This is a genomic window from Williamsia sp. 1135, from assembly GCF_002095395.1.
Taxonomy (GTDB): domain Bacteria; phylum Actinomycetota; class Actinomycetes; order Mycobacteriales; family Mycobacteriaceae; genus Williamsia.
In genome coordinates this window covers 237,378-253,738 of sequence record NZ_MJEI01000106.1, presented here as the reverse complement: position 1 = coordinate 253,738, position 16,361 = coordinate 237,378, and the positions used below count along the sequence as shown (strand labels likewise).

At 65.7% G+C, this 16,361-nt stretch carries 11 protein-coding genes and 1 pseudogene; 4 read left to right on the top strand and 8 right to left on the bottom strand.

Annotated features, from left to right (window positions below):
- Nucleotides 1-98 precede the first annotated feature (98 nt).
- The 3 genes and pseudogenes from glpK (at nucleotide 99) to BFL43_RS25730 (ending at nucleotide 4,140) form a co-directional block, all read left to right on the top strand.
- Nucleotides 99-1,611, top strand: a pseudogene (gene glpK / locus BFL43_RS25740) (glycerol kinase GlpK).
- 49 nt (nucleotides 1,612-1,660) lie between these two features.
- Nucleotides 1,661-3,397, top strand: a complete 1,737-nt coding sequence (locus tag BFL43_RS25735) for a glycerol-3-phosphate dehydrogenase/oxidase (RefSeq protein ID WP_084896037.1) — start codon at nucleotides 1,661-1,663, stop codon at nucleotides 3,395-3,397.
- Entirely contained in the window at nucleotides 3,394-4,140 is a 747-nt protein-coding gene (locus BFL43_RS25730) for an MIP/aquaporin family protein (RefSeq protein WP_084896035.1), read from the top strand. Before BFL43_RS25735 ends, BFL43_RS25730 begins: the two co-directional genes overlap by 4 nt.
- Nucleotides 4,141-4,251: 111 nt before the next feature.
- Here the strand turns inward: BFL43_RS25730 and BFL43_RS25725 are convergent, their stop codons facing one another.
- The gene (locus tag BFL43_RS25725; RefSeq protein WP_084896033.1) at nucleotides 4,252-5,103 is read right to left on the bottom strand and encodes an SDR family NAD(P)-dependent oxidoreductase; all 852 of its coding nucleotides are present in this window, start codon (nucleotides 5,101-5,103) and stop codon (nucleotides 4,252-4,254) included.
- Nucleotides 5,104-5,282: 179 nt separating this feature from the next.
- Between BFL43_RS25725 and BFL43_RS25720 the strand changes: the two genes are divergently transcribed.
- On the top strand, nucleotides 5,283-6,167 hold the full coding sequence (locus BFL43_RS25720) for a helix-turn-helix transcriptional regulator (protein WP_084896195.1): 885 nt from the start codon (nucleotides 5,283-5,285) through the stop codon (nucleotides 6,165-6,167).
- Nucleotides 6,168-6,412: 245 nt separating this feature from the next.
- Here BFL43_RS25720 and BFL43_RS25715 read toward each other — a convergent pair whose 3' ends face one another.
- The 7 genes from BFL43_RS25715 to BFL43_RS25685 are packed head-to-tail and all read right to left on the bottom strand — an operon-like array spanning nucleotide 6,413 to nucleotide 16,270.
- On the bottom strand, nucleotides 6,413-7,132 hold the full coding sequence (locus BFL43_RS25715; RefSeq protein ID WP_143695558.1) for a sirohydrochlorin chelatase: 720 nt from the start codon (nucleotides 7,130-7,132) through the stop codon (nucleotides 6,413-6,415).
- Nucleotides 7,129-8,298, bottom strand: coding sequence for a uroporphyrinogen-III synthase (locus BFL43_RS25710; RefSeq protein ID WP_240498481.1), 1,170 nt, complete (start codon nucleotides 8,296-8,298; stop codon nucleotides 7,129-7,131). The genes BFL43_RS25715 and BFL43_RS25710 overlap by 4 nt, the downstream gene beginning before the upstream one ends.
- A 19-nt stretch (nucleotides 8,299-8,317) precedes the next feature.
- Nucleotides 8,318-8,707: a nitrite reductase small subunit NirD gene (nirD, locus tag BFL43_RS25705; protein ID WP_084896030.1), complete on the bottom strand. Its 390-nt coding sequence runs from the start codon at nucleotides 8,705-8,707 to the stop codon at nucleotides 8,318-8,320.
- A complete protein-coding gene (gene nirB / locus BFL43_RS25700) occupies nucleotides 8,691-11,240 on the bottom strand; it encodes a nitrite reductase large subunit NirB (RefSeq protein WP_084896028.1) in 2,550 nt (849 codons plus the stop codon). Before nirB ends, nirD begins: the two co-directional genes overlap by 17 nt.
- Before the next feature lie 19 nt (nucleotides 11,241-11,259).
- A complete protein-coding gene (locus tag BFL43_RS25695; RefSeq protein ID WP_084896026.1) occupies nucleotides 11,260-12,711 on the bottom strand; it encodes an FAD-dependent oxidoreductase in 1,452 nt (483 codons plus the stop codon).
- A complete protein-coding gene (locus BFL43_RS25690) occupies nucleotides 12,708-14,837 on the bottom strand; it encodes a molybdopterin oxidoreductase family protein (protein ID WP_206186748.1) in 2,130 nt (709 codons plus the stop codon). The genes BFL43_RS25695 and BFL43_RS25690 overlap by 4 nt, the downstream gene beginning before the upstream one ends.
- Complete coding sequence (locus tag BFL43_RS25685) at nucleotides 14,834-16,270, bottom strand: nitrate/nitrite transporter (RefSeq protein WP_084896024.1); 1,437 nt, start codon at nucleotides 16,268-16,270, stop codon at nucleotides 14,834-14,836. The genes BFL43_RS25690 and BFL43_RS25685 overlap by 4 nt, the downstream gene beginning before the upstream one ends.
- Between the last annotated feature and the right edge of the window lie 91 nt (nucleotides 16,271-16,361).

Sequence of the window (16,361 nt, the reverse complement as noted above, 5' to 3'; positions counted from 1 at the left end):
CGAACGCGCGCCCTCCTCAGCGGTTGGCTGCCTGCATAACGTGGAAGTCGGATGAGATACGCATCACCCTTCAGGACCCTTCGACGAAGCAGGGATACATGACGCAATACATCGGTGCCATCGATCAGGGAACCACCAGCACCCGGTTCATGATCTTCGACCACGCGGGCAACGAGGTAGCCCGCCACCAGCTCGAACACGAGCAGATCATGCCGCAGGCAGGCTGGGTGGAACACGATCCGATCGAGATCTGGGAGCGCACATCGTCGGTGCTGCAGAACGGCCTCCGCAAGAAGAACCTAAAGGCCGGCGACCTCGCAGCGCTCGGGATCACCAACCAGCGTGAGACCACCGTGGTCTGGAACAAGCACACCGGCCGGCCCTATTACAACGCGATCGTCTGGCAGGACACCCGCACCGACAAGATCGCGTCAGCGCTCGAACGCTCCGGGGACGGCGAGACCATCCGCACCAAGGCAGGCATCCCGCCCGCCACCTACTTCGCGGCCGGAAAGGCGCAGTGGATCCTGGAGAACGTCGACGGCGTACGTGCGGACGCCGAAAACGGTGATGCCCTGTTCGGCACCATCGACACCTGGGTGATCTGGAATCTGACCGGCGGCGTCAGCGGTGGTGTGCACGTCACCGACGTCACCAACGCCAGTCGCACCATGCTCATGAATCTCGAGACCCTGGACTGGGACGACGAGCTCATCGCACTGTTCGGGATCCCCAGGCAGATGCTCCCGACGATCGCGCCGTCGTCGCCCACCGAACCCTACGGTCACACCACCACGACCGGCCCGCTCGCCGGGGAGGTACCGATCGCGAGTGCGCTCGGCGACCAGCAGGCTGCGATGGTCGGCCAGGTCTGCTTCTCGGCCGGGCAGGCCAAGAACACCTACGGAACCGGAAACTTCCTGCTGCTCAACACCGGAGAGAAACTGGTCCGCTCGGACAACGGCCTGCTCACCACCGTCTGCTACCAATTCGGTTCGCAGGCCTCGGTCTACGCGCTCGAAGGCTCGATCGCCGTGACCGGGTCGGCGGTGCAGTGGCTGCGCGATCAGCTCGGCATCATCTCCGGTGCGGCCCAGAGCGAGTCACTGGCGAAAGAGGTCTCAGACAACGGCGGAGTCTATTTCGTCCCGGCGTTCTCCGGCCTGTTCGCCCCGTACTGGCGGTCCGACGCCCGCGGAGATTGTCGGCTTGTCCCGCTTCAACAACAACGCTCACATCGCGCGGGCGACGCTGGAGTCTATCTGCTACCAGAGCCGCGACGTCGCCGATGCGATGGAGAAAGACTCCGGAGTGAAGCTGGAGGTCTTACGCGTCGACGGTGGGGTCACCGCCAACTCACTGTGCATGCAGATCCAGTCCGACGTCCTGGGCATCCCGGTCAGCAGGCCGGTCGTTGCCGAGACCACGGCACTGGGCGCTGCCTACGCGGCCGGGCTCTCCATCGGGTTCTGGGAGTCGACCGAGGAGCTGGAAACCCACTGGAAAGAAGACCGCCGGTGGGAGCCCGAGTGGTCCGAAGAAGTGCGGGCCGAGAAGTACGGACTCTGGCAGAAAGCCGTCACCCGCACCCTCGACTGGGTCGACGTGTGACCGGCCGCCCCGAACTCGTTCCATCCCTTTCGAACTCGAGGAGAACCTCATGACATTGCAACCACTCGCGATCAGCCCCGAATCACGGCGCGCCGCGCTGGAATCCATGACCGAAGGCGAGCTCGACGTGCTGGTCATCGGCGCTGGTGTGGTGGGCGCCGGAGCCGCCCTCGACGCCGCCACCCGTGGGCTGCGCGTCGGCATGGTGGAAGCCATCGACTACGCGGCCGGTACATCGAGCCGGTCGTCGAAGCTGTTCCACGGCGGACTGCGCTACCTGAAACAACTGAACTTCTCGCTCGTCTTCGAGGCGCTGCGAGAGCGGAAGTTGATGATGAACACCATCGCCCCGCATCTGGTGCGGCCCGTGGAGTTCATCTTCCCCCTCGTCACGCCTGCCTACGACCGCGCCTACGCCGGTGCGGGTATCGGCTTCTATGACCTGCTGGGTGCGGGACGCGGCGTTCCCCATCACCTTCGGCACATCGGCAAGCGCCGGACCTTCGACATCTTTCCCGGCGCCAAGCGTGGCAAGATCCGCGGTGGCGTCCTGTTCTACGAGGGACAGGTCGACGATGCCCGGCACACGATGATGCTCGCCCGGACCGCCGCGAGCTACGGAGCACTGTGCGCCTCGAGCGCACGCGTCTCCCGCTACCTCCGCGAAGGCGACCGCGTCGTCGGCGCGCGGATTGAAGACCTGGAATCCGGAGAGCACGTGGACGTCCGCGCCAAGCACGTCGTCAACGCCGCGGGTGTGTGGACCGACGAGCTGCAGGAGATGCTCGGCGAGAAGGGCAAGATGCGCGTCAAGGCATCCAAAGGCGTCCACATCGTGGTCCCCCGCGATCGCATCGACTCCGCCGTCGGACTCATCACCGAGACCGAGAAGAGCCTGCTCTTCGTGATCCCGTGCCCGTGGAGCGAGGACTTCTGGATCATCGGTACGACCGACACCGAGTGGAATCTCGATCTCGCCCATCCGGCCGCGAGTAGCGCCGACCTCGACTACATCCTTGCCGAGGTCAACGTCATGCTGGAGAAACCCCTTGTGCGCGATGACATCGTCGGCGTCTATGCCGGGCTGCGCCCGCTCCTGGCCGGCGAGTCAGATCAGACCAGCAAGCTGTCCCGCGAACACGCCGTCGTCTCGGCCGCACCAGGTCTGACCGTGATCGCCGGCGGCAAGTACACCACCTATCGGGTGATGGCGGAAGACGCCATCGACGCTGCGGTCGAGGGTGTGCGCGGCGTGGAACCCTCACGCACGGCAAGCGTCCCGCTCGTCGGCGCAGATGGCTTCGATGACCTTTGGGAGGCACGTGTGCGCTTGGCCAACGAGCACCGCCTGCCGGTGAAGACGATCGAGCATCTGCTGCGTCGCTACGGCAGCGCGATCAGCGAGATCTTCGTGATCATTGCCTCCGAAACGAAGTTGGGAAAGCCGTTGGCCACCAGCGACAACCGATATCTCGGCGCAGAGATCCGCTATGCGGTCACGCACGAGGGCGCCCTGCACCTCGTCGACATCCTCGCGCGGCGCACCCGTGTCTCCATCGAGACTGCCGACCGTGGCAAGAGCGCCGCAGTCGAGGTCGCGGACATCGTTGCCGGCACCCTCGGATGGGACGACGCGCAGCGCCAGCGCGAGATCGAGAACTACTGCGCCCGTGTCGATGCCGAGATCGAGTCCCAGCGACAGCCCGATGACCGGACCGCGGATGCGGCTCGGATGGGTGCACCCGGCGTTCGTGGATCGGCGGACGTCGCGGACGTATCGGCATGACTCCCACCGATGCTCAGATCTGGCTCTGGGAGATCGTCGGTACCGCAGTCCTGATCCTGATGGGTGCCGGCGTTGTCGCCGGCAACCAGTTGCTCAAATCGACGGTCCACAAAGGCGGCCCGCTGATGATCAACATCGGCTGGGGTTTCGCCGTCTTCGCCGGTGCCTCGATCGCGTGGAAATCCGGCGCCCATATCAACCCAGCGGTGACGCTGGGATTGGCGGTTGCCGACAAGACAGAATGGTCGCAGGTTCCGATCTACATCTGTGCGCAGTTCATCGGCGCTTTTATCGGAGCGATGCTGTGCTACCTGGCGTTCAAGAAGAACTTCGATGCTGAGCCTCATCCGGAGGACACGCGCGGGATCTTCTGCACGGGGCCGCAGGTGAAGCGCTACTTCTGGAACGTCACCACAGAGGTGATCGGAACCTTCGTCCTAGTCTTCTGGATCCTGCAGTCACCCGCGATCTCCGGGAGCGGTGACACGCTCGACATCGGCAACGCCGGACTCGGCTATGCAGGTGTGGCATTCGTCGTCATCGGCATCGGCAACAGCCTCGGTGGTCCCACCGGGTACGCCATCAACCCGGCCCGCGACCTCGCCCCGCGCATCGCCTACGCCCTGATGCCGATCAAGGGCAAGGGCAGCCGCGAGTGGAACTACGCGTGGGTCCCGGTCGTCGGTCCGGTGATCGGCGGCATCCTGGCCGGATTACTGTTCGCCGTGACCAAGAACGTCTGACCCCCGACCTCCGAAAGTGGTGGGTTTCGGCGAGCAAACGCCCAGGTGGGCATCGCCGGAACCCACCATTTTCGGGGTCAGCCTGCGTCTGCGTCGGCCTTAAGGACAGTCTTATGGCTGGGGATGGTCGGTGGTGAGGGTGAGTTCTTTGCCTGTCTCGAAGTCAGCGGCCAGCGCGTCGACCTTGGCGGTGGCGTAGGCGTAGGAATCAGACCCGAGCAGTTGGCGCAATGGGCCACCCGTCGAGCCGGCGATCGCAATGATCGCAGCGGCTCCCTTGACGGGGTCGCCGAGCTGGCCGCCGTGGAGATCGAGGTGGTTCTGCGTCATCTCGCGGATCGATTCGTAGCCCGCCGTGATGGATTCGGGCAGAGCCAGAGAATCGGTCGTCAGGAAGTCGGTCCGGAAGTAACCGGGCTCGACAATCGTGACCTTGCCCCCGAACTCTGAAACCTCTGCTGCCAGTGACTCGCTGAGGCCCTCGAGTGCGAACTTTCCGGCACAGTACAGGCCCCAGCCCGGCATCGCCGTCAGGCCGAGCACCGAGGAGACATTGATGATGTGACCGCTCTGCCGGGAACGGAAGATCGGCAAGACCGCCCGCAGTACATTCCACAGCCCGAAGATCTGGACATCGAACATCTGGCGTGCGGCGGCGTCCGTCGTCTCTTCGACGGCCGCGAGGTAGCCGTACCCGGCATTGTTCACCACGACGTCGAGCCCGCCGAAGCGGTCGGTTGTCTGTCGCACCGCTGCGTCTACGTCGTCGGCGCTCGCCAGATCCACGGCCAGCGCCAGGAGGCGGTCGGTGTCGACTCCATCCAGAGCGGCACGAAGCCGGTCGGTCGAACGGGTCGTGGCGGCGACGTTGTCGCCTCGTTCGAGTAGTTGCTTGACCAGTTCCAGTCCGAGACCTCGAGAGGTGCCGGTGACGAACCAGGTGGTGGGGGTGGCGGCAGTCATGTCTGTTCACTCCTTGTGTGGGGTGCCGAAAAACCCTGTGGCGTTTCGGCCGGTGATTCCAGTCTTGATGCCGCCGCGGCCGCTGCGGAGTGCATATCCGGCCCTGCCCGACCTGGGATCGGGGAACGTAGGACTCCGCGACCCAGGTTGCGGTGAGCCCGGTGCGCCATGATGAATGGGTGAGTGAGGTCAATCGTGAACTCGCCGATTTCCTACGGCGGGCGAGAAGCCAGGTCGACCCGTCCCGGGCGGGTCTTCCCGCCGACGGGCGGGTGCGTCGGGTGCCAGGTCTGCGTCGCGAAGAGGTTGCCCTGCTGGCCGGGGTGTCGACCGACTATTACACGCGGCTGGAGCAAGGCAGGCGCATCACTCCGTCGACGGGGGTCGTCGACGCGATTGCGCGGGCGCTTGACCTCGACAGCGCCGGTCGAGCTCATCTGGGAAACCTGATCGGCCGCCGGTCGGCGTCCGCCCCACGTCGTGCCGCACCCGTGCAGCGAGTCCGCCCCGGGCTCTACCAGTTTCTCGATGCTCTCGAAAACCAGCCGGCTCTCATCCTCGGCAGGAGATCGGACATACTCGCCACCAACCGGATGTCCCGTGCACTGTTCGCCGATTTCGATCAATTTCTGCCTCGCGACCGCAACTACGCCAGGTGGATGTTCCTCGGTGACGAACCGCGAAATCTGTTCCTCGATTGGGAGATCCAGGCACGTGCAGCCGTGGAGAGCCTTCGGTTGGAGGTCGGACATGATCCGGATGATCGAGCCACCCGAGCACTGGTCGATGACTTGATCGACAAGAGTGACGATTTCCGTCAGTGGTGGTCACAGCATCGGGTGTATCAACGCACCTACGGGTCGAAACGGCTGCGACATCCGGTGGTCGGCGAACTGACGGTCGAATACGAGACGCTCACCCTGCCGGACGATCCCGAGCAAACGTTGTTCGTGTACACGACCGAGCCCGGCACCAGTTCGCGGCAAGCCATCAATGTTCTTGCCAGTTGGGCGATCTCCGAAGAAAAGACGACGCCTGACATCGGGACCATTCGCCAAAGCTGAAGGCACTGACGAACTACGTCGCGATAGCGTTCGTGACCGGCGCCTTGGGACTTGTGGTCGGTAGTCAGTCTTGAGGGACGGCGAGACTACCGTAGGACTACCGCAGTTGCCTGCAGCAAGCGACACTGATGCTCGAACACCTTCCCATCCCATCTCACACGCGCCCATTGCTCCCGAAAATGGTGGATTCTGGCGAAGAAAAGCCCAGGTGGGCCTCACCGGAACCCACCACTTCGGGAGGCGGGTCAGGAGTTTGCCAGGACGGGGCGGACCGAACGCATCCGGCGGACGACGAGGTCGACCACTCGGGGGTCGGCACCGAGCGGTTGCGCGACGCCGTCTGCTCCCGCAGCGTGCAGCCGGTCGTGAAACAGTCCGTGTGCCAACAGATATGAGGCGATGAACACCCGCCGGCCGGTGCGAGAGCGCGTTTCGGCGACCACGTCCGCGATCCGCGGACTCGCGGTGGCGACGTACCCCACCGGGACCCGCTCACCGATCATCGCTCCCAGGAGCGTCGCGGCCCGGCGAACCTGACCGAGCGCAAACAGGTCGGACGACCCGGCTGCGGCCAGGACCACCGAGTCACCACGCCGCCAGCCACATTCGGTGAGCCGTCGCGCGAGCACCCTGGCGAGTTCCGGATCGGGACCCAGGGCTCGCGAGACCGACGTCGCCGCGTGACCGCTGGCGGCGATGTGGTCGGGCAGGTCTTTACGGACGTGATATCCCTCCGCCAGAAACGCCGGAACGACGATCGCCGGCCCGTCGACCTCGCGGAGGATCTCTGACGGCGACGGTCCCAGGACGTCGACGAATGCCACACGCGTGGAACCGATCTGCGCCGACACCTTCTCGGCCAGATCCGCGATCATCGCGACCCCGTGCTCCGAACGCGTTCCGTGGGCGACCAGGATCGGGGTCGCGCCGACACCTTGGATAGTCAGCGACTCTCTGATACTCACGTGTTCTCCCCCTCCTCGTACTCGACGTCGACGGACAACCGGTAGCCGCGTTTGACGACGGTCTGGATCATGCGCGAATCACCAAGACCGGCACGCAATCTGGCCATCGCCGTCTCGACGGCATGGGTGTCGTCGCCACCGCCCGGGAGTTCGGTCAGCAGTGCCTGCCGCGACACCACCCGGCCCGGCCTGCGGGCCAGTGCCTTGAGCAGGGTGAGCCCCGCCGGAGACAGGGGCCGAAGCGCGGAGTCGACCATCACAGAACGGCTCCGGATGCTCACGTCATGCCCTGCCACCCGGAACGTGGGGACCCGTCGCGGCAACTCCTCGGTGATGTGCCGGGCAAGTGCGCCCAGCCGGTAGCGTGCCGGACGCGAGGTCGGGACGCGCAACGCGGCAAGCGGCCCAGCGGTGATGGATCCGACACACATCGCGTGCACATCGGTCCGCAACGCCTCGAGCAGAGGTTCGAGCCGGCCGGTGTCCTGCGCGCGGCCCAGCATCGATGCGACGGCCGGGGCACTGGTGAACGACACCGCATCGAGGTCGAAGTTGATGATCTGAGAGATCATCTGATCGATGGCCGTGGTGTCGCGCGGTGGCAGCCACCGGTACACCGGGATCGGCAGCACCTCGGCGCCCGCCTCACGCAGTACCTCACAAAAGTCCGGCAACGGCTCCCACTCGGTGGTCGCACCATGCAACTGGACGCCGATACGAGTTCCCTCGACACCCTCGTCGAGGAGATGCTCGAGGACCTCACTCGACGACTCGTTGGGCGGCGACCACTCCTCGCGAAGCCCTCCGGCCCGGATCGCACCTTTCGCCTTCGGTCCGCGCGCAAGGACCCGCGAGCGCTCCAGCGACGCGATCAGACTCTCGGCGATCCCCCAGTCCTCGGCGGCCTCCATCCAGCCCCGGAAGCCGATACCGGTTGTGGCGACCACGATTTCGGGTGGATCGGCAACGATCAACTCGGTGACCGAGCGCAACTCCGCGTCATCGGCCAAGGGAATGATCTGAATGGCAGGCGCATGCTCGACCTGCGCACCACGTCGCTCCAGCAACGCGGCGAACTCGTCGGCACGGCGCGCAGCCGTGATCCCGATCGTGAACCCGGTCAACGGACCGGTTTCGCATTCGGTTGTGGGATCACCCGCTTTCACAGCACCTCCATGCTTCACGCTATCTGGGCCTGACCTGGATCAGGTTTGCCTGTACACGCACGTCATAGACAGGCAAAGATACATTCTCGTCGCTCAGGCACCGTCCGTCCACCAGGGAGAAGACCTGCTTGAGCAGCGGGGACGCCACAGTGGGCTCGCCGGACCGATCCCCGACCAGGCCGCGGGACATCACGGCCGCCCGCCCGAACGGATCGATGTTGCCGACGGCATACAGGGTCGGCCCGGACTCACCCGCCACGTGCGTATCCGGTACGAGGAACAGCGCTACCTGCTCGCCACCAGGCAAAAGCACCGCGACACCACGTCCCGGCACCAGTTGGCCGAGCCGGCACGCGTCTGTCCAAGTGGTCGCGACATCCGTCGCGCGTGTGTCATCGACGAGACTCATCGTCAGATTCCTCCGTTCGCCGGCGGGCTGCGCCGGGCTGCGGTGTTCCCAACAGTACCGGCACCTTGCGGCCGGCACCCTCCGAGAACTCGATGGTTGGGTCGGGCTCGGCGGGAGCATTGACGAACGAGACGAAACGGGACAGTTTCTCCTCGTCGTCGAGCACCCCCGCCCATTCGTCCTTGTAGCCGGCGACGTGCTCTGCCATCGCCGACTCGAGCTCGGCAGCAATGCCGAGACTGTCATCACACACAACGGCTTTGAGGTGATCCAGGCCACCTTCGAGGCCGGCGATCCAGGGGGCCGTGCGCTGCAACCGATCAGCGGTCCGGATGTAGAACATCAGGTACCGGTCGATGTAGGCGATGAGCGTCTGGTCGTCGATCCCCGAAGCGAGCAGCTGAGCGTGGGCCGGACTCTGACCACCGTTGCCGCCGACGTACAGATTCCAGCCGTGCTCGGTCGCGATGACGCCGACGTCCTTGCCCCGCGCCTCTGCGCACTCCCGCGCGCACCCGGACACCCCGAACTTGATCTTGTGGGGTGAACGCAAACCGCGATAACGCCTTTCGAGGTCAACTGCCATCCCCACCGAGTCCTGGACCCCGTAGCGACACCAGGTGCTGCCGACACAGCTCTTCACGGTGCGCAGACTCTTGCCGTACGCCTGCCCCGACTCCATCCCGGCCTCGACCAGGCGGCGCCAGATCTGCGGGAGTTCTTCGACCCGCGCACCGAAGAGATCGATCCGCTGACCGCCGGTCACCTTGGTGTACAGGCCGAAGTCCTTGGCGACCTGGCCGATGACGATCAACTGGTCCGGCGTCACCTCCCCACCCGGCATACGCGGCACCACCGAATAGGTGCCATTTTTCTGGATGTTCGCCAAGAAGTGGTCGTTGGTGTCCTGCAGCGCGGCCTGCTCCCCCGCCAGGATGTGATCGCTGGACGTCGACGCGAGGATCGAGGCCACCGTGGGTTTGCAGATCTCGCAGCCCGCGCCGGTACCGTGGCGCGCGACCAGGTCGCTGAACGTGCGGATACCCGTGGCCTGCACGATCTCGAACAGTTCGCTGCGTGACTGGGAGAAGTGCTCGCACAACGACTTCGAGATCTCGACACCGGAATCGGCGAGCAGTCTCGTGATCGACGGTATGCAACCACCGCAGGTGGTACCTGCCTTGGTGCAGGTCTTGACGGCCGAGACATCCTGGGCGCCATGGGCTATCGCCCCGCAGATGTCGCCCTTGCTGACGCCGTTGCAGGAGCAGATCTCGGCACCGTCGGGCAGCGCCGAGATACCCACACCTTCTCCGGCGGCCGGCGCGATCAGCGCTGCCGGATCACCGGGAACAGGACCGCCGACCATCGGCTTGAGCAGCGCGTACTGCGTGGCGTCCCCGACCAGGACCCCGCCGAGCAAGGTCTTCGCGTCGTCGGAGACGACGACCTTGGCGTACGTCCCCGCCACGGGGTCGTTGAAGACGACTTCGAGGGCGCCTTCGGTGGCACCCATCGCGTCACCGAAGCTGGCCACGTCCACACCCAGCAATTTGAGTTTCGTCGACAGATCGGCGCCCGGGAACTCCGAATGCCCTCCGAGCAGACGGTCCGCGACCACCTCGGCGGTGTGGTAGCCGGGAGCCACCAGCCCGTAGCAACGACCGTTCACCGCCGCGACCTCACCGATGGCGTAGATGTCCGGGTCGTCGGTCCGGCAGCCGTCGTCGACGAGCACGCCGCCACGCTCTCCGACGGCGAGTTCGGCGTCGCGGGCCAACTGATCACGCGGCCGGACCCCGGCCGAGAAGACCAGCAGCGCAGCGTCATCGATGGTGCTCTCATCAGACAGGGTGACGGTCATCATCCCGTCGTCGTGCTGCTCGATCGCACTGGTCCCGACGCCGGTGTGAACGGCAACCCCGAGCCCCTCCACGAGATTCGCCAGCAGCGCCCCACCGCCCTCGTCGACCTGCAACGGCATCAGCCGGGGCGCGAACTCGACCACGTGCGGTGCCAGCCCCAGGAGTTTGAGAGCGTTCGCCGCCTCGAGACCGAGCAGACCACCGCCCACCACCACGGCTTTCGCTCCGTCCGGTGCAGATTCCGCCCGCGCCCGGATCTGGTCGAGGTCGTCGAGGGTGCGGTACACGAAACAGTTTTCCGAATCCGAACCGGCGACCGGCGGCACGAACGGGTACGAGCCGGTGGCCAGCACGAGCGCATCGAAGACGATGCTGGAGTCGTCGTCGAGCACCGCGGTCCGCGCGACCCGGTTGATACGCGCGACGCGCCGACCGGTCAGCAGATTGACCAGAGGGTCACCCGGATAGGTGTTCCCGTCCAGCGCCAATGCAGCGGGGTCCCAGCTGTTGACGTAGGACGACAGGCCCACCCGGTCGTACGCGGGCGCGGCTTCCTCGCAGACGACGACGATCCGCCATTGGTCGGTGACGTCGCGTTCGCGCAATTCCTGCACGAATCGGTGTCCGACCATTCCGTGGCCGACCACGACCACTGTCTTGCTGGGCATATCTACTCCTTGAATTAGTTCAGGCATCTGCGGTCGCGAGCCATTCGCACAGTCCTTCGACCACCGATTCACAACTGCCACAACCGGTCGTGGCACGTGTTGCCTCTGCCATCGCGAGCGGGTTCCGCGCCCCTTTACGCCAGGCGTCGGTGAGGTTCTTCTTGGACACCGTGTTACAGCGGCAGATGATGGCCTCGCCGGGCATCTGCGCCGGGCTCGCCGATTCGGTTGCGCCACCGGTCAGATGACCGAGCAGCAGACGCATTCGATCGGTGGGCACCGGCGCACCCGAATCGAACAACTGGGTGATCGTCCCGACCACCTCCGGGTTACCGAGCAGCACCGCGCCTACCAGGCGCTCCTTACGCACGACGACTTTGGCGTAACGGCCTCGATGCGGATCGGAGAGGGTGAGCACCTCTGCCTCGAGATCGCCCGGATCGGTGTCGACCTCGCCCATCGAGGCCAGATCGATGTCGTGGGCTTTGAGTCGCAGGATCTGCTGCGTGCCGTCGTATCCGGTCGGTTCGGAGGCGAGCAGGTTCTGTGCCACGGTCTCGGCCATCTCCCACCCGGGTTGCACCAGGCCGTAGACGATATCGCGATGCTGGGCGCATTCACCGATCGCGAAGACGGCTCGATCGCTCGTCCGCAGATGATCGTCGACGAGGATGCCGCGTTCGGTGGCGATGCCTGCTTCCGCAGCGAGCTCGATGTTGGGTGCGATGCCGGCGGTGACGATCACCAGATCCGCTCCCAGCGTCGAGCCGTCGGCGAGGACCACTTCACGGCCGGTGCCGGGGGCATCGCGTACCGCGGTCACCCGTGTTCCGAGCACCACGTCCATCCCGATCTCACGCAGCACCCGAGAGAGCACCGCGCCACCGGCGGCATCCATCTGCTTCTCCATCGGATACGCGCGCGGATGGACCACCGTCACCTGGGCGCCGCGCAGCAGTGCACCGCGAGCGGCCTCGAGACCGAGCAGGCCGCCGCCCACTACGACGACCCGGGTGTTCTCTTGCAGCGCCGAGACGATGGCCTCGCAGTCGGCGAGGTTGCGGAAGGCGATGACGCCAGGGATCGGGGTGCCGGTGTCTGTCGTCGCGCCGGCGATCGGTGGGATGAAAGCGCGGCTGCCGGTGGCGAAGACGAGGTTGTCGTACTGATGCACGGTGCCGTCGTCACAGCGCACGTTCTGCGCGTCTCGGTCGATCGAGGTGACCCGCACCCCGGTGTGGGTCTGCAGGTTGCGCTCGGAGTACCAGCCGGCCGCGCGAATCATGGTGTCGGCAGCGCGGATGCGGCCGGCGACCACATTCGACATCAGGATGCGGTTGTACGCGGCGTTCGGCTCGTCACCGATGACGACACTGGTCACCTGGGCGCCGGTGGGGTCGAGCCGGTGCAGTTCTTCTTGCAGACGGGCCCCGGCCATCCCGTTCCCGATGATCACAACGCGCTTGCTCATAAGACCTCCAGTCGTACTGCGCAGGCCTTGAACTCAGGCATCCTGCTGGTGGGGTCGAGTGCCGGATTGGTCAGCAGATTGGCGCGCTGATCCCCGGCATAGTGGAACGGGAGGAAGACTGTGTCGGGTCGCAGCGAGTCGACGCAGCGGGCCGCGGCTGTTGCCGATCCGCGTCGCGAGGTCAGCACAACCTGTGCGCCGTCAGCGATCCCGAGCCGCTCCGCAGTATCGGTGTTCACCTCGACGAACATCGGTCCCGCCGCGTCCGCGAGGGCCTTGACGTGCCTGGTCTGCGCACCGGACTGATAATGCGTGAGCACCCGGCCCGTGGTGCACACCAGCGGGAATTCGGCGTCGACCGGCTCGGTGGGACCGTGGTGGTCGACGGCGATGAACTTCGCCCGGCCGTCGTCGGTTGCGAAGCGCTGCAGAAACATCCGCGGGGTTCCGGGGTGCCCGACCTCGGGGCACGGCCAGTGGATCGCCTCGTCGTTGTCGAGCCGGTCGTAGGTGACACCGGTGTAATCGGCAGGTCCGCCCGCCGAGGCCCTGCGGAGCTCGTCGAAGACCTCACGGGGATCGGTCGGGAAACGCTCTGCGGGCTGCCCGAGCCGGATGGCCAGTTCCGAGAGCACCTCGAGCTCGCTGCGGGCCCCATCGGCGACCGGCACCGCCTGCCGCCTGCGCAGCACGCGACCTTCGAGGGAGGTCATGGTGCCCTCTTCCTCGGCCCATTGCAGTACGGGTAGCACGACGTCGGCCATGGCAGCGGTCTCCGAGAGCAGGAAGTCGTTGACCACCAACATGTCCAGCGACGCCAGCCGATCGACGACGTGCCCGGCGCGTGGCGCTGACACGGCCAGGTTGGCGCCGTGCACCATCAGCATCTTGGGGCCGCCCGGTTGGCCGAGCGATTCGAGCAATTCGTACGCGCTCTGCCCGGGTCCGGGCAGATCGTCGGGGTCGATACCCCACACCTTCGCGACATGCGCCCGCGCGGCCGGATCGGCGATCTTGCGGTAACCCGGAAGCTGGTCGGCCTTCTGCCCGTGCTCGCGGCCGCCCTGCCCATTGCCCTGGCCGGTGATGCAGCCGTAGCCACTGCCCTTACGGCCACACAGCCCGAGCAGCAACGACAGCCCGATGACCGCGCTGACCGTGTCGGTTCCCGTCGAATGCTGTTCTGCGCCACGAGCCGTGAGCACGTAGGCACCGGTTCCGTTGTCCCGGGCCGCGGCGAGCAATGCCACGGTCCGGCGCATCGCGGCGACCGGCACCCCGGTGACCCGCTCGGCCCGCTCGGGCCACCACTGGCCGGCAAGACGCCAGAAGTCGTCGAATCCGGACGTGCGGTCGGCGATGTAGTCGAGGTCGGCGTAGCCCTCGGTCACAGCGATGTGAGCCATTCCCAGTGCCAGCGGCAGATCCGTGCCCGGGGCCAGCTGCAGGTGCACCCCGCCGTCGGCGACCGCGCGTTCGACGGTGGCGGTTCGCCGCGGATCCGCCACCACCAGCCCACCGGCCCGTGCGGCGGTCATCAGGTGACTGACCATGGGTGGCATCGTCTCCGCGACGTTGCCGCCGAGGATGACGATGGCCCGCGCGGACCCGATGTCGGCGAGCGGAAACGGCAGGCCGCGATCGAGTCCGAACGACTTGATCCCGGCGGCAGCCGCGGAACTCATACAGAACCGTCCGTTGTAGTCGATGTTCGACGTGCCCAGGGCCACTCGTGCGAACTTGCCCAGCTGGTAGGCCTTTTCGTTGGTCAGCCCGCCGCCGCCGAAGATTCCGACAGCGTCGGCGCCGTGCTCCCGACGCGCTCTGGCAAATCCCGACGCGACCACATCGAATGCGTCGTCCCAGGTGGTCGGGGTCAAGACGCCGTCGCGGCGTACCAGGGGCGTTGTCAGCCGGTTGGGGTTGCGCAGTACATCGGCTGCGGTCCAGCCTTTTTGGCACAACCCGCCCTTGTTGGTCGGGAACTGCCGCGGGGTCACCTCGGCGTCAGCGGCGCCTTTGCCGCTGATGCTCATCGCGCACTGCAGACCGCAGTACGGGCAATGGGTCTTCGTCCCCACCGGGGCCGCCGCGACGGCGGGGGCCGACAACGCCTCCGCGGTCACGGGATGACGGGCGCCGGGTTGGCAGGATCGGCGGTCGGGGCTTCGGAAGGCGCGGCACTGTTTGCGGGTGTTTCGATGGAGCGCCGCACGTAGAACCACCAGGTCACCAGCGCGGCGACCACGTAAAAGGCCATGAAGATCGCGAAGGCCTGCGTCGCAGACTGATTGGACTTGTAGCTGTCCCGCAGCACCAGGTTGATGGCCACCCCGCCGAGGCCACCGAACGCGCCGGCAATGCCGATGAGAGCACCGGACATCGAGCGAGACCAGTTGGCCTTGCCGATCGTGTTGAGCCCCGGATTGATTTTCGCCTTGTGCTCCCAGATCGCCGGGATGATCTTGTACACCGAACCGTTCGCGATACCGGAGATGATAAACAGCAACACGAATCCGACCACGAACGCCGTCAAGGTGCCGCCGGTGATCTTCTTGTCGTTGGCGTCGGACATCGCGCTGGCCACCACAAGGATCGACGACGCCGCGATCATCGACGCGAAGCAATACATGGTGATCTTGCCGCCGCCGATCTTGTCGGCGAGTTTGCCGCCGTACGGGCGGGAGATCGAGCCCAGAAGGGGTCCGATCCAAGCGATCTGGGCTGCGGCGAGGGCAGGTTTGGTGGCGCCGTTGGCGGTGAACGAAATGTTCAGCACCTGGCTGAACGCGAACCCGAAGCCGATGAACGAGCCGAAGGTGCCGACATACAGCAGCGAGATCAACCAGGTGTCCTTGTACTTCAGCGTGTCGAGCATCGCCCGGCCGCTGGAGGTCTGGTGGTCCAGGTTGTCCATGTAGATGGCCGCACCGACACCGGCGATCGCGAGCAACACCAGGTAGATGGCACAGAGGATCTCGGGTTGGTCGGAGGCGATCCAGATCACGAAGAGACCGACCAGCTGGATTGCGGGGACACCGATGTTGCCGCCACCTGCATTGAGACCGAGCGCCCAGCCCTTGAGGCGCTGCGGGTAGAAGGCGTTGATGTTGGTCATCGACGAGGCGAAGTTGCCACCACCGAAACCGGTCAGCGCAGCGACGAAGAGGAACCAGCCGAACCCGAACTCACCGGGGTTCATCATCAGCATCAGGGTCAGCCCGGTGGGGATCATCAGGACGACCGCGGAGAAGATGGCCCAGTTGCGTCCGCCGAAGATCGCGGTGGCCTGGGTGTACGGGATTCGCAAGCAGGAACCGACGAAGGTCGCGGTCGCGCCGATCACGAACTTCTGGTCGAGGCTGATGCCGTATTCGGGACCCATGAGCAGCGCCAGCGCGGAGAACATGGACCAGATCGAGAAGCCGACGTGCTCGCAGATGATGGACCAGACGAGGTTGCGCTTGGCGATCGCGGCGTTGCCGTTGTCCCACGCCTCGACATCTTCTGGGTCCCAATCAGTGATGTAGTGCTTTCGTTTTGTGCCCGAAACGGTCACAGGAGTCCTCCTCGTAGGTCCGGCGCACGGGCCGGGTTGACTTGAGGAGAACGGTAGGAAACCGGTGTTGCCGCAATTTTGCAATCAGTGA

Excerpts from the sequence above, each read along its gene's own strand:
- BFL43_RS25725 (WP_084896033.1), bottom strand. The coding sequence starts at position 5,103 with ATGACTGCCGCCACCCCCACCACCTGGTTCGTCACCGGCACCTCTCGA.
- BFL43_RS25730 (WP_084896035.1), top strand. The coding sequence starts at position 3,394 with ATGACTCCCACCGATGCTCAGATCTGGCTCTGGGAGATCGTCGGTACC.
- BFL43_RS25695 (WP_084896026.1), bottom strand. The coding sequence starts at position 12,711 with ATGAGCAAGCGCGTTGTGATCATCGGGAACGGGATGGCCGGGGCCCGT.
- nirD (WP_084896030.1), bottom strand. The coding sequence starts at position 8,707 with ATGAGTCTCGTCGATGACACACGCGCGACGGATGTCGCGACCACTTGG.
- nirB (WP_084896028.1), bottom strand. The coding sequence starts at position 11,240 with ATGCCCAGCAAGACAGTGGTCGTGGTCGGCCACGGAATGGTCGGACAC.
- BFL43_RS25735 (WP_084896037.1), top strand. The coding sequence starts at position 1,661 with ATGACATTGCAACCACTCGCGATCAGCCCCGAATCACGGCGCGCCGCG.